The 14150-nt window shown below is 71.8% G+C and carries 12 protein-coding genes and 1 pseudogene; 6 read left to right on the top strand and 7 right to left on the bottom strand.

The features are described 5' to 3' along the window. Positions 1 to 1109, bottom strand: a pseudogene (locus ACIO3O_RS32230) (hypothetical protein); the annotation flags it as partial. Positions 1110 to 1314: 205 nt separating this feature from the next. On the opposite strand from ACIO3O_RS32230, the gene ACIO3O_RS32225 reads away from it, so the two are divergent. The 3 genes from ACIO3O_RS32225 to ACIO3O_RS32215 all read left to right on the top strand — a co-directional run bounded on the left by ACIO3O_RS32225 (position 1315) and on the right by ACIO3O_RS32215 (position 3749). Then, complete coding sequence (locus tag ACIO3O_RS32225; RefSeq protein WP_401752059.1) at positions 1315 to 2085, top strand: GPP34 family phosphoprotein; 771 nt, start codon at positions 1315 to 1317, stop codon at positions 2083 to 2085. Between the two features lie 356 nt (positions 2086 to 2441). Further along, positions 2442 to 3305 (top strand): helix-turn-helix domain-containing protein, encoded by an 864-nt coding sequence (locus tag ACIO3O_RS32220; RefSeq protein ID WP_401752057.1) that lies wholly within the window; start codon positions 2442 to 2444, stop codon positions 3303 to 3305. Positions 3306 to 3554: 249 nt separating this feature from the next. Beyond that, positions 3555 to 3749 (top strand): DUF397 domain-containing protein, encoded by a 195-nt coding sequence (locus tag ACIO3O_RS32215; protein ID WP_401752055.1) that lies wholly within the window; start codon positions 3555 to 3557, stop codon positions 3747 to 3749. A 141-nt stretch (positions 3750 to 3890) separates the two neighbouring features. Here ACIO3O_RS32215 and ACIO3O_RS32210 read toward each other — a convergent pair whose 3' ends face one another. After that, positions 3891 to 4730, bottom strand: a complete 840-nt coding sequence (locus ACIO3O_RS32210) for a hypothetical protein (protein WP_401752053.1) — start codon at positions 4728 to 4730, stop codon at positions 3891 to 3893. 80 nt (positions 4731 to 4810) lie between these two features. On the opposite strand from ACIO3O_RS32210, the gene ACIO3O_RS32205 reads away from it, so the two are divergent. Further along, positions 4811 to 5596 carry an SDR family oxidoreductase gene (locus tag ACIO3O_RS32205; RefSeq protein WP_401752052.1) on the top strand — a complete coding sequence of 262 codons (786 nt, stop codon included), beginning with the start codon at positions 4811 to 4813 and terminating at the stop codon, positions 5594 to 5596. Positions 5597 to 5733: 137 nt separating this feature from the next. On the opposite strand, the gene ACIO3O_RS32200 is transcribed toward ACIO3O_RS32205, so the two are convergent. The 4 genes from ACIO3O_RS32200 to ACIO3O_RS32185 all read right to left on the bottom strand — a co-directional run bounded on the left by ACIO3O_RS32200 (position 5734) and on the right by ACIO3O_RS32185 (position 11917). After that, positions 5734 to 6864 carry an ADP-ribosylglycohydrolase family protein gene (locus ACIO3O_RS32200; RefSeq protein ID WP_401752051.1) on the bottom strand — a complete coding sequence of 377 codons (1131 nt, stop codon included), beginning with the start codon at positions 6862 to 6864 and terminating at the stop codon, positions 5734 to 5736. A gap of 92 nt (positions 6865 to 6956) precedes the next feature. Then, on the bottom strand, positions 6957 to 8432 hold the full coding sequence (locus tag ACIO3O_RS32195) for a flotillin family protein (RefSeq protein ID WP_401752049.1): 1476 nt from the start codon (positions 8430 to 8432) through the stop codon (positions 6957 to 6959). Between the two features lie 141 nt (positions 8433 to 8573). Continuing rightward, positions 8574 to 9089, bottom strand: coding sequence for a hypothetical protein (locus tag ACIO3O_RS32190; RefSeq protein ID WP_401752047.1), 516 nt, complete (start codon positions 9087 to 9089; stop codon positions 8574 to 8576). A 200-nt stretch (positions 9090 to 9289) separates the two neighbouring features. After that, positions 9290 to 11917 carry a bifunctional FO biosynthesis protein CofGH gene (locus tag ACIO3O_RS32185; RefSeq protein ID WP_401752045.1) on the bottom strand — a complete coding sequence of 876 codons (2628 nt, stop codon included), beginning with the start codon at positions 11915 to 11917 and terminating at the stop codon, positions 9290 to 9292. A gap of 145 nt (positions 11918 to 12062) precedes the next feature. Between ACIO3O_RS32185 and ACIO3O_RS32180 the strand changes: the two genes are divergently transcribed. Further along, positions 12063 to 12572, top strand: a complete 510-nt coding sequence (locus ACIO3O_RS32180; protein ID WP_401752043.1) for an SSI family serine proteinase inhibitor — start codon at positions 12063 to 12065, stop codon at positions 12570 to 12572. Positions 12573 to 12841: 269 nt separating this feature from the next. On the opposite strand, the gene ACIO3O_RS32175 is transcribed toward ACIO3O_RS32180, so the two are convergent. Next, positions 12842 to 13669, bottom strand: coding sequence for an LLM class F420-dependent oxidoreductase (locus ACIO3O_RS32175; protein WP_401752041.1), 828 nt, complete (start codon positions 13667 to 13669; stop codon positions 12842 to 12844). A gap of 116 nt (positions 13670 to 13785) precedes the next feature. Here ACIO3O_RS32175 and ACIO3O_RS32170 point away from each other — a divergent pair, with 116 nt between their 5' ends. After that, entirely contained in the window at positions 13786 to 14133 is a 348-nt protein-coding gene (locus ACIO3O_RS32170) for a hypothetical protein (protein WP_401752039.1), read from the top strand. The last annotated feature ends 17 nt before the right edge of the window (positions 14134 to 14150 follow it).

Below are 14150 nucleotides of genomic sequence, written 5' to 3'. Positions count from 1 at the left end.
CGGTCGGCCGGGACGGGCGCGTCCGGAGCCTCCGCGGGCTCGCCTTCGGCGGGAGCAGGCTTCTTCCCGGGCACAGAGGCGGGCGCGGCCTTCGCGTCCCGGCCAGCCGTGGCAGACGCGTCCGGAACCTCGGCGGGCTCGCCCTCGGCGGCAGCGGGCTTCTTCTCCGGTACGGAGGCGGAGGCGGCCTTCGCAGCCCGGTCGGCCGGGACGGGCGCGTCCGGAGCCTCCGCGGGCTCGCCTTCGGCGGGAGCAGGCTTCTTCCCGGGCACAGAGGCGGGCGCGGCCTTCGCCTCCCGGCCAGCCGTGGCAGACGCATCCGGAGCGTCAGCGGGCTCGCCTTCGGCGGGAGCGGGCTTCTTGCCCGGCACAGAGGCGGAGGCGGCCTTCGCAGACCGGTCGGCCGGGGCGGGCCCGTTCGTGGCCTCCGCGAGGTTGGCCTCGGCGGGGGCGGGCTTCTTCGCCGATGCGGGCGAGGGGACAGCGTTCGCGGCCGTGTCGGCGGTGGGCTCGGCATCCGGGGCGGAGGATTCCGCTTCCGGGGTGGGGGCCGGGTCCGCAGCGTCCTCGTCGGCGGTGTCGGCCGACGCCTCGTCGGCCCGCGTCCCGGCTTCGGCCGGCGTCTCGTCGTCGGAGGTCGCCACCCAGGCCGCGACCGCCGCACGCAGCCGGGAGTCGCCCGGCTCCGGGGGCGCGGAGTCCCCGGCGGCCCCGGTCTTCCCGTCCGCACCGGACGCTTCGGACGCGCCGGACGCCTCGTTGCGGGTCCCGTCGGCCGACGGCTCCTCCTCGGCGGAGGGCGATTCCGCTTCCGGCTCCGAGGACGGGTCGCCCGCGTCCGGAAGCTCCGTGCCCCTCGGACGCGTCCGGAACGTCGCCGTCGGCTGGTCCGCACCCCCGGCGGCAGCCTCGTGCGTCACCGGGGCGTCGCCGGACGAGCCCTCGTCCGTATCGGGGGATGCTCCGGAAGCACCACGCGGTGCGGCCGGGCCCTCGCGGAACACCGCGAGCCTCGGATCCCGCGCATCACGCGCATCACGCGGCTCGCTGCCAGCCGTCTCCCCCGACGACTTCCGCTGCTCCGACTTGCCGGGGGACTCGCCCGCCACCGATGCCTCCTCAACGCCAAAAAGAGTCGTGACGGGATCTCCCCCGCCTGTCCGATCCATGGACCAGTGTCCCGCTACGAGACCCGCACCCACGTGCTAGACGAGAACGACATACCTACTGGTTCCCGTACGAAGCACCCAGGCACCCTCGACAGATGAATGTGAGAGGGGTCACCCTGTCATTCATCCACGCGGGGAGGCATGGATGGGCAGGAGCCGCAGAACAATTCCGGAGGAGCTTCTGTTGCTCGCTCTGGACCCGGCAACGGGTACCACAGCGCAGCCGCAGTCGCTCGACCTCGGCCTGGCCGGGGCACAGCTAGTGGAGCTGGCTCTGGCAGGACGGATAGCCCCTGACGGGGATCGTATCGCCGTGGTGATGCCACGGCCGACCGGAGATCCGACACTGGACTCCGCACTGGAACTGCTGCGCCGACGCGGCAGCCCGGTTCGGGCAGTGAACTGGATCGGCGGGCCCCGACTGGGGCTGCGCCAGATCTATCTCGCGTACCTGGAGCGGTGCGGCATGGTGCATGCCGTCTCGGGCCAGATGTGCGGGGTCTTGCCGACGACTCGCTACCAGGCGACGGACACGGCAATCAGCCGGGACATCCGTGCCCGGCTGGACAGTGCGATCCGCACCGGCGTACCGCCGGACCCGCGGACCGCGGCGCTCGCCGCGCTGGCCCACGCAGTCGGGCTCGGCAAGCACCTGTACCCCGGCAACGAGGGCCGGTCGTCCAGGTCCCGTCTGCGGGACCTGATTCGGCACGACCCGATGGGCGGACTCGTGGCGCACGCCGTGATGGACGTCCAGAACGGGGTGGCCGCCGCGCCACGCCGTGCAGCACCCGGCACATCCTCCGGCCAGGGCTCCCCTGGCGGCGGCGGGGCCGGCACACGTCAGTCGGCCCCGTCGGCGTCCGTGTCCGCGCAGTCGCACCGCGGCAGCATGGCCAGGGCCGCAGCTCACTGACGTACGCACGAAACGCACCACCAGCACCATCAGCACCACGAACAAGCCGCCGCGCCGACGTCCCCAAGACCCGGTTCGGGAGCCGCACCAAACACGCGGGGCAGTGGACCGGCCGTCCGGACGAGGGCCGGGCCACTGCCCCGCGCGTGCGTTTCCCCGGTACGCCCGGGTACGCACGCCCGGGGAAGGCTCCGGGGAAACACGGGAAACGGTTCGGATGCGTACGCGAGGCACCACCCTGTGTCGCCATTTCCCGGCGCGGGAAGCCCCGTTGGTGGCAGTCTGCAAAGACCGAAGCAGTACGGCAGGACCGAGCAGAGCAGATTCGCGCAGCACGCAGCCGGAGGTGCAGTCCCGTGGCGTCCCCCAACATCAACCCGACCGTCAGGCGACGTCGACTGGGCCAGGAGCTGCGCAGGCTCCGCGAGACGAAGGGCCTGACCGCGGAGGGCGTGGCCGAACGGCTGCTGGTCTCCCAGTCAAAGATCAGCCGTCTGGAGAACGGACGCAGGAGCATCAGCCCACGTGACGTCAGGGACTTGTGCGGGGTGTACGAGGTGGAGGACCCGAGGGTCGTCGAATCGCTGATGCAGATGGCCAAGGACTCGCGCCAGCAGGGCTGGTGGCACGCCTTCGGCGACATCCCGTACAGCGTCTACATCGGCCTGGAGACGGACGCCGAGAGCCTGCGCGTGTACGAGCCCCAGGTCGTCCCGGGCCTGCTCCAGACCAACGAGTACGCGGAGGCGGTGATCTCCGGCGCGCTGCCCGAGAGCACGCCGGAGGAGTGGAAGAAGCGGGTCGGCGTCCGGCTGCGCCGCAAGGAGCGCATCACGACGGCCGCGGTGCCGCTGCGGCTGTGGGCGGTGATCGACGAGTCGGTCCTGCGCCGCGAGGTCGGCGACCGGCATCTGATGCTGGCGCAGCTGGAGCACCTCCAGGAGCTGTCGAAGCTGCCCCATGTCACCATCCAGGTGCTGCCGTTCTCGGCGGGCGCGCACACGGGCCTGAGCGGCCACTACGCGATCCTGGAGTTCCCGGAGACGACCGATTCCAGCGTCGTCTACATCGAGGGCGTCACCAGTGACCTGTACCTGGAGAAGACGGCCGACGTGCAGAAGTACACGGTGATGTACGAGCACTTGAGGGCGAAGGCGATGAGCGCGGAGGACTCGCTGGAGTACATCGCCGACATCGCGAAGCAGTACTACGCCAAGTAGCCGCCCGCAGAACCTTGTTCGGTACGCTTCCCCCTGGGAGATCCCGGGGGCGGCGCACCGTACACCTTCCCCACGTACGAGTGGAAGACCCACCGGTATATGCCATCCGGTCGAGTGAACACCCCCTGTGGGTACCGGAGTTCCGGCGTAGCGTCGATCACGCCAAGCAAGACCGCTGGCAGGCCACAGCGAACGCCTTCGGTGGACGCTCGCGGCGATCGACGAACGACTGGTGGAGGCTGAAGGAACATGGCGATTCTCAAGGGCGCTACGGCCGAGTGGACGAAGTCCTCGTACTCCGGCGGAAACGGCGCGTGCGTGGAGGTGAAGTCCCCCGCGGTGGAGGCCATCGACGTACGGGACTCGAAGGCGCCCGAGGGCCCCTCGATCACCTTCGCGCCGGGTGCGTGGACGTCGTTCATCTCCGAGATCGGCCAGGAATAGCACGCAGACCGCTGATCGGCCGACGAAGGGCCGCACAGCACGCACGAGCCCTCTCGACCGGCCCGCCGTCCTGGCCGAGAGGGCTCTCCTGCTTCCTCCTGCCCGACTCCCGCCGAAGCTTCCCGCTACCGGAACTTCCTCCTACCGGAGCTGATCGACGTACCGGTCCGTCCCCACCACCGTCGGGACGAACGGCGCGACGAGTTCGACCCGCCCGAGCCCGGCCCCGGCGACCGCCTCCCCGAGTCCGCCGAAGCGCTCCTCCCACCGCTCGCGGGGGTCCTCCTCCAGGAACCAGAGCAGCGTCAGCCGGGTGTCGACGCCCTCCACCTGCTTGACGTACGTCATCCGGTCCCCCGGCAGCGGCGTCGGCCGAAAGACGGTCACCATCGCCGCCGACGACCCGGCGAGCTGCTTGGGCAGGTGCGCGGAACGCAGCCACTCCATCAACTCCCCCCGCTGTTCGGCACTCTGACTGTCGATCACTTCCAGCACGAGCCCCTGATAGGGATGGTCGAGGGCGTGGAAGTCGCGCGGCCCGGCGGCGCCGTCCCGGTACACGGTGGCGACGTGGTCCTGGAAGGCCGTGAAGACGTGGGTGCGGGCCTGGTGGACGCGGCCGTCGCGGTTGAGTCGCTTGTTGATGGCGACGGTCCACTTCATGTGGTCGTCGTAACGCCCCTCGGTGATCCAGTACGTGGACAGATAACACCCGGCGGTGACGGGTTCGGAGACGGCCGACTCCTGGGGATATCGCAGGAGTTGGAGGTCCCGGGTCGCGACCCACCTCCTCCCCGCGTACATCCAGGGCATGGCCATGGCGCCCGCCATGTAGTGGTCGTCCTCGTACCAGCGGTTGTACGCGTACTCCTGGCCCGGATGGGGCTCGACCATGGTGATCAGGGCATGCCCGGGCCGCACCCCGTACGGCCCGACCGCCGCCAGTTCCGCGTACGTCCCGCTCCGCGTCTCCTCGCTCATCCCCGCCCCTTCCAAGTGACGTGACAGCCACCTACCCTGACGGACCGTCAGGCAATTGACCAGAGTCCGGAGGCAGTGACGTGCTCATCGAGGGAAAGACGGTCGTCGTGTCCGGCGTCGGCGCGGGTCTCGGCCACCGGGTGGCGGAGGCGGTGGTCCGGGACGGGGGCAACGCGGTCCTGGGCGCCCGTACGGAGTCCCGCCTCGCGCAGTGCGCGGCGGCGATCGACCCGGACGGCAAGCGGACGGCCTGGCTGCCGACCGACATCACCTCCGAGGCGGCCTGCGACCGGCTCGCCGCCCTGGCCCTGGAACGCTTCGGCGCGATCGACGCGGTCGTCCATGTCGCCGCGTACGACACCTACTTCGGCGGCCTGGAGTCGGCGGACTTCTCCGCCTGGCAGCAGGTCCTGGACGTGAACCTGCTCGGCACGCTCCGGATGACCCGCGCCTGCCTCCCGGCGCTGAAGGCGGACGGGGGCGGCTCCGTCGTCTTCATCGGCACCCAGTCCGCGATCGCCGCGCCCACGGAGGTCGAGCAGGCGGCGTACGCGGCCTCCAAGGGCGCCCTGACCTCGGCGATGTACTCCCTGGCCCGGGAGCTGGGCCCGCACGGGGTGCGGGTGAACACGGTGCTGCCGGGCTGGATGTGGGGCCCGCCGGTGCAGGGTTACGTGGCGTACGCGGCGGCGACGGAGGGCGTACCGGAATCGACGGTCCACGACCGCCTCAACGCCCGCATGGCCCTCCCCGCCATGCCCACCGACACCGATGTCGCCAACGCAGCCCTCTTCTTCACGTCCGACCTCGCCAGGTCCATCACCGGCCAACAACTCCTGGTGAACGCGGGCGAGGTAATGCGCTGAGCATTCCAGGGGCGCGGGGAACTGCGCGAGCAACCACAAACCAAGCCGCGCGGCGAGCGCTTTAGGGAAGGGGGCGGGACCGGGGCGAAATCCGGGGGCCCGGGGGCAGCGCCCCCGGAAGGAACATCAGCCACCCCCTACGCCCGCGGATACCGCTCCAACCACCCCGGCACCCCCGCCCCAGGAACATGGAGAGACGCCCCCTGCGTCATCTCCATCACAAAATCGTCCGCCACCTCCAGCACCGCACCCCGCCCCTCCACCTCCACCACCCACCCCGCCGGCAACGCCGTCTCCCCGTGCATCGCCCCCAACAACGCCCCGCACACCGCCCCCGTCGCCGCCGACGCCCCACCGTGGTTCACCGCCAGCCGCAGCCCGTGCCCCACGTCCTCCCCCACGAGCGCGCAGTACACGGCCACCGCCAGCACCCCCTCCGGCGTGCGCCCGTCCCCGAGGGCCGCCACCCGCTCCGGCGACGGCGTCCCCTGCCGCACCGCGCCCAGCGCCCCCCGCAGCGCGTCGCTCACCCACTGGTGCCCCGGCCGGGCGGCCAACTGCACCAGTGCCCCTTCCACCGCCGCATCCAGCCCCTCGCCCCGGGCCAGCCCGTGCACCAGCACCGCGAACGCACCGGCGGCCAGGCAGGACACCGGGTGCCCGTGGGTCTGTGCCGCGCACTCGGCGGCGAGCTGGAAGACCAGCGGCGGCTCCCACCCCACCAGCAGCCCGAACGGCGCCGCCCGCACGACCCCCACCGCATCCCGCGACGCCGGGTTGTGCGGGGCCTCCAGCGTGCCCATCACGGGCTCCTTCAGCGCCCCGAGGCACTCCCGGGTCGGCGAGCGGCGTACGTACAGCCACTCCTGGCGGGCCAGCCAGCCGTCCTCGGCGCGCCGTTCGTCGGGGCCCCAGTCGTGCTGGGTGGCGGCCCAGCGCAGATAGGCGCGGTGCACGTCGGTGGGGGGATGCCAGGCCCCGGTGTCCCGCCGCACCTGGGCCCGGATCAGCCCGTCGACGGTGAACAGGGTCAGCTGGGTGTTCGCGGTGATCGCCCCGCGTCTGCCGTACGCGGGCACCAGGTCGACGACGCCCGCCTCCCCGTGCCCGTCCCGGATCTCGTCCAGGGAGAGGGAGTCCACGGCGGCCCCGAGGGCGTCGCCGATCGCGCCGCCGAGCAGCGCCCCGCGCACCCGGCTGCGGAAGTCCTGCTGCTCCGTACGGCCCCAGACGCCGGACATGGCGGCGGTGGCGGCAGTGCTGCTCATGGCGCGCCACGATAGTTGATCGGCCTGCGGCTCTTCCGTTCCGAAAAGGACCGGAAAGGCCACAAGCCGACCATAATCAACCCGACTTGATCTCAGTCGGTGATGGGAATCTGCCCGTTCGCGGCAGCACCGGAAGCGGCCCCGGCACCAGCACCAGCACCGGCACCAGCACCAGCACCAGCACCAGCACCAGCACCAGCCTGCTTCTCCGCGATCCCCTTCAGCAGCCCCGCCAGGTCGACCCCCGTCGTGGAGCTGAGCAGCTCCATCCCCTGCGCGACGTTGTCCGTGACGGTCCGCGACAGCTGAGAGGCGCCGTCCGTCGAGATCACGGTCATCTTGTCGATGGCGCTGAGCGGCTCGGACGCCTTCGCGACGACCTGCGGCAGCGCCTCCACCAGCATCTGGATGACGGCCGCGTCCCCGTACTGGGCGAACGCGTCGGCCTTCTTCTGCATGGCCTCGGCCTCCGCCGAACCCTTCGCGGCGATCGCGGCGGCCTCGGACTCGCCCTCGATACGGACCGCCTCGGCCAGCGCGGCACGGCGCAGCTTCTCGCCCTCACCGGTCAGACGGGAGCGCTCGGCGTCCGCCTCGGCCTCCTTGACCTGGCTGATCCGGCGCGCCTCGGCCTCCTGCTCGGCCTGGTAGCGGGCGGCGTCGGCGGGCTTGCGGACCTTGGTGTCGAGCTCGCGGTCGGTCAGGGCGGCCTGCCGCTGGGCGACCTTCTCCTGCTCGGAGAGGACTTCCTGCTGGCGGGCGGCCTCGGCGAGCGGTCCCGCGGCGTTCGCCTTCGCGGCCGCCGCCTCCGTCTCGACGCGGATCTCGGCCTGCTTGAGGTAGAAGGTCCGCTCGGCGACGGCGATCTCCTCGGCGGCCTTCAGCCGGGCCTGCTCGGAGGCCCGCTTGGCGATGGCCTCCGCGATGTCGGCCTCCTGGCGGGCGCGGGCGGCCTCGGGGCGGCCCAGGTCCTCCAGGTAGGAGCCCTCGGTGGTGATGTCGTGGATCTGGAAGGCGTCGAGCACCAGGCCCTGCCCGGAGAGGCTGGCCTCGGCCTCCTCCGCGACCTGCCCGGCGAACGCGGCCCGGTCCCGGATGATGTCCTCGACCGACATCCGGCCGACGATGGCGCGCAGCGCGCCCGAGAGCACTTCCTGGGTGAAGCCGACGATCGAGCCCTGCTGCTGGAGGAAGCGCTGGGCGGCGGCCCGGATCGCGTCCTCGTTGCCGCCGACCTTGACGATCGCGACGCCTTCGAGGTTGGCCTTCACCCCGCGCAGGGTGACGGCACCCCGCACGGAGATGGGGATCTGACGGCTCGACAGGTCGAGCGTGGACCGCTGCTGCACGAACGGCACGACGAAGACGCCGCCGCCGACCACGACCTTCTGGCCGCTGTTGTCGGTGCTGATCCGGCCGGTGACCGGATCGGTGGACTTCTTGCCGCGCCGCCCGGTGATGATGAACGCCTCGCTGGGCCCCGCGACCTTGTACCGCGAGATGACGACGAGGGCGAGCAGGACGAGGAGTACGACGACTCCGACGACGGCGATGACGACTGGGCTCATGGGCATTCCCCCGATGTGGATGGGACGAATTCAGCGGTACGGGCGGGCAGCACGACCGGAAGGGCCTGGCCGCGGGCGCGGCGGGACGGAACGGAACAGCACGGGACGGAACGGCACGGGACGGGAGGGGTCGGGACGGGCTCAGCGCTCGACGGGCCGCACCGACACGGACGTCGAGGACAGGCTCGCCTCGACCCAGACGTCGGCGCCCCGGGCCACCGGTGTCGCGCTCTTCGCCGCGTACTTCACCGGCTGGCCGCCGAGGTGCACGAGCACTTCTCCGTACCCCTCGGCGGGGATCGCGGTGACGACCGAACCGGAGGTCCCGATCAGGTCCTCGCCGCGCGGTGTCGCGTCCGTCTGGTCGCGCATGAGCGCCCGGGTGAACTTCCAGGTGAGCCAGGCCGCGACGAACCCGGCGACGATGCCCACCCCCGTGGCGGCACCGGCGCCGAGGCCCGTCGTACCGAGCGTGATCGCTCCGGCGAAGCCGAGCATCGCCGTGAAACCCGCGATCACCGGCAGCGAAAGGAGACCGTCGAACAGTCCCTCCAGGGCGGAGAAGCCGCCGAAGAGGCTCTCCAACACCCCGTCGAAGACCAGCGCGAGGAGCAGCAGCACCACACCCGCGATGCCGAGACCGAGAAACAAAGTCATGCCTGCTCCCTCCCCTGTGCGCGCCAGGTCCTTGATTTCACTGACCTGCCTGCACTCTCGCACGCCGCACTGACATTCGACATTGCCCGATCCCGGCAGTCTTTACGCTTTCTTGATGCCGGGCGGAAGTGAGCGCACGGGAACGCCGAAGGGCGCCGCCGCATCAGCGACGACGCCCTTTCCCGACCGGTGGTTGCGGGTCAGTCCCCCAGCACCGGCAGCAGTTCCGGCAGGTGGCCGTCCGAGGCGTGCGCCGCGTCCACCCGCTCCTGCGGCACCTCGCCGTACAGCGTCGTGCGCGGCCTCGACGGGCGGCCCGCGGCGTCCGCGATGGCCACGAGGTCCTGGATCGAGCGGTACGAACCGTAACTCGACCCGGCCATCCGGGAGATGGTCTCCTCCATCAGCGTGCCGCCCAGGTCGTTCGCCCCGGAGCGCAGCATCTCGGCCGCGCCCTCCGCGCCCAGCTTCACCCAGCTGGTCTGGATGTTGGTGATGTGCGGGTGCAGGAGGAGGCGGGCCATGGCGGTGACGGCCCGGTTGTCGCGGACGGTGGGGCCGGGCCGGGCGATGCCCGCGAGGTAGACGGGTGCGTTGGTGTGGATGAACGGCAGCGTCACGAACTCCGTGAAGCCGCCCGTCTCCTGCTGGATGCGGGCGAGGGTGCGCAGGTGGCCGAGCCAGTGGCGGGGCTGGTCCACGTGCCCGTACATCATCGTGGAGGAGGACCGCAGTCCGACCTCGTGGGCGGTCTTGATGACGTCGATCCACTCGGCGGTGGGCAGCTTGCCCTTGGTGAGGATCCACCGCACCTCGTCGTCGAGGATCTCGGCGGCGGTGCCCGGGATGGATCCCAGGCCCGCCTCCTTGGCGGCGGTCAGCCACTCCCGGAACGAAAGCCCGGTCCTGGTGGCCCCGTTGACGACCTCCATCGGCGAGAAGGCGTGCACGTGCATGCCGGGCACGCGGTCCTTGACGGCCTTCGCGATGTCGAAGTACGCGGTGCCGGGCAGGTCCGGGTGGATGCCGCCCTGCATGCAGACCTCGACCGCGCCCACGTCCCACGCCTGGGCGGCGCGGTCGGCGACCTGGTCCAAGGACAGCGTGTACGCGTCGGCGTCCGTGCGGCGCTGGGCGAAGGCGCAGAACCGGCAGCCGGTGTAGCAGACGTTGGTGAAGTTGATGTTCCTGGTGACGATGTACGTGACGTCGTCGCCCACGACGTCACGGCGCAGGGTGTCGGCGATGCGGCACAGCTCGTCGAGGGCGGGGCCGTCGGCGTGGAAGAGGGTGAGCGCCTGAGCGTCCGTCAACTTGGTGGGATCGGCGGCGGCTTGCGACAGTGCCGCCTTCACCTCGCCGTCGATGCGGCTGAGGTCGCCGCTCATCGGGGAGGGCACCATGCCGGGCGCGGCGGCCTCGCGCAGGGCCTCCCAGTCGCCGTACACCGCGTCGAAGTCGTTGCGCCGGTCGCCGGTGCGGCCGGTGGTGTCGATGGTGCGGTGCAGGTCGGTGCGGCCCGCGCCGGTGAACGCCTCGTCGGGCTCCTGCCAGGGCAGGCCGGTGGGCTTGACGTCCTCACGGGCGAGACCGGTGGCCGGGTCGGCGAGGGCGGTCACGTGCGGGAGGATGCGCGGGTCGAGCCAGGGCTCGCCGCGCTGGATGAACTCGGGGTAGATGGTGAGGCGTTCACGCAGCGCGAAGCCGGACTCGGCGGTACGGGCGCCGAGTTGGTCGATGTGCGGCCACGGACGCTCGGGGTTGACGTGGTCGGGCGTCAGCGGCGACACCCCGCCCCAGTCGTCGATGCCCGCCCCGATGATCAGCGCGTACTCCTCGTCCACGAGGTTCGGCGGGGCCTGGATGCGGGCGGACGGGCCGAGGATGTGCCGGGCGACGGCGATGGTCGCTGCCAGCTCCTCCAGCTCCGCGTCCGGCATCTTGCCCATCGCCGTGTCGGGCTTGGCGCGGAAGTTCTGGACGATGACTTCCTGGATGCCGTGGTAGGCGCGGGCCGTCTTGCGCAGGGCGAAGAGGGAGTCGGCGCGCTCCTCGTAGTTCTCGCCGATGCCGATCAGGATGCCGGTGGTGAAGGGCACGTTGGAGCGGCCCGCGTCCTCAAGTGCCCGCAGCCGGACGGCGGGCTCCTTGTCCGGGGAGCCGTGGTGCGGGCCGCCGGGCTCGCTCCACAGGCGGGTCGCGGTGGTCTCCAGCATCATGCCCATGGAGGGCGCGACGGGCTTCAGCCGCTGGAGCTCGGTCCAGGTCATCACGCCGGGGTTGAGGTGCGGGAGGAGCCCGGTCTCCTCCAGGACGCGGATGGCCATGGCCCGTACGTACGCGAGGGTGTCGTCGTACCCCTCCGCCTCCAGCCACTCCCGTGCCTCGGGCCAGCGCTCCTCGGGCCGGTCGCCGAGCGTGAACAGGGCCTCCTTGCAGCCCATTTCGGCACCCTTGCGGGCGATGTCGAGGACCTCGTCGGGAGACAGGTACATGCCGTGCCCGGCGCGGCGGAGCTTGCCGGGGACCGTGACGAAGGTGCAGTAGTGGCACTTGTCCCGGCAGAGCCGGGTGAGCGGGATGAAGACCTTCTTCGAGTACGTGATGACGCCCGGTCGTCCGGCGGCCTCAAGTCCCGCGTCCCGCACGCGGGCTGCGGAGGCGGAGAGGTCCGTGAGGTTCTCGCCGCGGGCCTGGAGGAGGACGGCGGCCTCGGTGACGTCGAGGGCGACGCCGTCCCGGGCGCGTTTGAGGGCGCGCCGCATCGCGTTGTCCGTGGGACCTCGGCGGGGACCTTGGCTGGTGGGGTGCGCTGCGGAGCTGGTCATCCTCCGAGGATACGTTCGACACTCACGTGACATCGGGGGCCAGGGGGCGTTAGACGGAGCACACCTGTCGTCTCCTCTCCCTCTCCTCCAGGAGCCCCGTATGCGCCGTGTCCCGCTTGTTCCCCGACCCCTCCGTGGTGCCGCCGTGCTGCCTCTGCTCGCCGTGCTCGGGGCGGGGGTGCCCGCCGCCCAGGCCGCGGACGGGGACGGTGCGGTGGACCGGCTCACCGTCACGGTCGGCGCGTCCGGGTACATGACGCACGACGGCACGTGGGAGCTGACCTGCCACCCGGCGGGCGGCAACCACCCGTGGCCGCAGCCGGCCTGCGACCACCTGGACGGGATGCCGGGCGACGACCCGTTCGCCCCGGTGCCGGCCGACGCGGTCTGCACGGATCAGTACGGGGGGCCGGCGGTGGGGCGGATCTCGGGGACGTGGAAGGGGCGGCCGGTGGAGGCGGTGTACTCGCGGGTGAACGGGTGTGAGATGGGGCGGTGGGACGGGATGGTGCCGGTGCTGCTGCACACGGAGGGGGCACAGATGCCCCTCGCCTACCGGGACCTCCCGGACTCCCGTCCCGAACTCTTCGCCCCGGCCCTCCCCCTCTCCCCCGAAGCCACCCCCGGGCTGGCCCCCACACCTCCCTCCTCCTGACTCCCTCGGGCTCCGGCCCCCTTTCCCCTGCGCCGGACGCGCGTCACCGCCCGGGCCCCGGGCCCGCCTCCCGGCACCGGACATGCGCAGCTCTGCCCCGCCGGGGCAAGGGGGTCCCCAGCCCCGCCCCTTCACCTAAACCCGCGGGGGCATGCACGGTTCCCGTGCGGACGCGTCGTGGCTGAGCGCGCAGTTCCCCGCGCCCCTGACGGGGCGCGCCCGCGCGGCGGAGCCGCACATCGAAACAGCCCCGCGCCCCTGGGGACGCCTCACAGGTACGTGGCGTACTCCTCCAGTACGCCCAGCACCTCCCCCTCCCCCGCCGGAGGCAGCTGCAGCACGACCTCCTCCACGCCCAACTCCGCGTAGTGCGCCAGCTTGCCCGGGCTCGGCAGCACCGCGTACGGCACCACCTGGAGTGCTTTCGGGTCGCGGCCCGCGGCCTCCCAGACGCGGCGCAGCTCGGGGATCGACTCCGACAGCCCGCGGCCCCCGATCGGCATCCACCCGTCCGCGTACGCCGCGATGTCCGCGAAGAGGCGCGGTCCCGCCGCCCCGCCCAGCAGGATGCGCGGCGCCCCACCGGCCGGTTTCGGGTGGGCCTCGCTCGCGCGGACCGAGCCGAACTCGCCCGCGTAGGCGGTGGGTTCGGCGGACCAGAGGGCCCGCATCAGGGCGACCCGGTCGCGACCCAGGTCACGGCGGCTCGACCACTGCACCCCGTGGTCCGCCGCCTCCTCCTTGTTCCACCCGAAGCCCAGGCCCAGCGTGAAACGGCCGCCCGACAGGTGGTCCAGGGTCGCCACCTGCTTGGCGAGGTCGATCGGGTCGTGCTGGGTGATCAGCGTGATCCCGGTGCCGAGGGCCAGGCGTTCCGTCACGGCCGCCGCCTGACCCAGCGCGACGAAGGGGTCGAGGGTACGGCCGTACTCGCGCGGCAGTTCCCCGCCGCCGGGGTACGCCGTCTCCCGGCCCACCGGTATGTGCGTGTGCTCGGGGAGGTAGAGCCCGGCGAAGCCCCGCGCCTCCAGTTCCCGCGCCAGCCGCACCGGCGTGATCGTCTCGTCGGTCAGGAAGACGGTGGCTGAGACACGCATGCAAACTCCTTCGTCGGGAACCTGTTAGCCGCCTCACGCTAAGGCGTAGCGTGCCGAAAGCCGAGGGTCCGCAAGGGCCCCGATCCCCACCCGTTCCGTACGGGAAGGCCCCCACCATGCGCATCCGCACCAGGACCACCACCACCTTCCTCCTCGCGGGCACCCTCTTCCTGGGCGCGCCCGCCCTCTCCCTCTCGTCGGCCTCGGCCGCACCCCGCACGGCGACAGCGGTGTCCGTCGCCGCCGCGCAGGGCTCCGCCACCCACTCCACCTCGGCCGCTGCCGCTGCCGCTGCCTCTTCCGCCGATGCCCATGCGATCGCCAGGCCCAAGCCCAAGAAGGTGAAGAAGAAGTCCAAGTCGAAGATCGGCAAGGTGATCGGCATCATCATCGGCGTCGTCGTCGTGATCCTGATCGTGCTCGTCATCCTCTATCTGCTGCGCCGCAACCGCCGGTCCACGTGAGCGGGCCACCCTCGCTC

Origin of the sequence: Streptomyces sp. NPDC087440 (genome assembly GCF_044744005.1) — a bacterium.
In the GTDB taxonomy this organism is placed as follows: domain Bacteria; phylum Actinomycetota; class Actinomycetes; order Streptomycetales; family Streptomycetaceae; genus Streptomyces.
This window is presented reverse-complemented; position numbering and strand designations above follow the sequence as displayed.

Excerpts from the sequence above, each read along its gene's own strand:
- ACIO3O_RS32225 (WP_401752059.1), top strand. The coding sequence starts at position 1,315 with ATGGGCAGGAGCCGCAGAACAATTCCGGAGGAGCTTCTGTTGCTCGCT.
- ACIO3O_RS32215 (WP_401752055.1), top strand. The coding sequence starts at position 3,555 with ATGGCGATTCTCAAGGGCGCTACGGCCGAGTGGACGAAGTCCTCGTAC.
- ACIO3O_RS32210 (WP_401752053.1), bottom strand. The coding sequence starts at position 4,730 with ATGAGCGAGGAGACGCGGAGCGGGACGTACGCGGAACTGGCGGCGGTC.
- ACIO3O_RS32200 (WP_401752051.1), bottom strand. The coding sequence starts at position 6,864 with ATGAGCAGCACTGCCGCCACCGCCGCCATGTCCGGCGTCTGGGGCCGT.
- ACIO3O_RS32195 (WP_401752049.1), bottom strand. The coding sequence starts at position 8,432 with ATGAGCCCAGTCGTCATCGCCGTCGTCGGAGTCGTCGTACTCCTCGTC.
- ACIO3O_RS32190 (WP_401752047.1), bottom strand. The coding sequence starts at position 9,089 with ATGACTTTGTTTCTCGGTCTCGGCATCGCGGGTGTGGTGCTGCTGCTC.
- ACIO3O_RS32185 (WP_401752045.1), bottom strand. The coding sequence starts at position 11,917 with ATGACCAGCTCCGCAGCGCACCCCACCAGCCAAGGTCCCCGCCGAGGT.
- ACIO3O_RS32175 (WP_401752041.1), bottom strand. The coding sequence starts at position 13,669 with ATGCGTGTCTCAGCCACCGTCTTCCTGACCGACGAGACGATCACGCCG.
- ACIO3O_RS32170 (WP_401752039.1), top strand. The coding sequence starts at position 13,786 with ATGCGCATCCGCACCAGGACCACCACCACCTTCCTCCTCGCGGGCACC.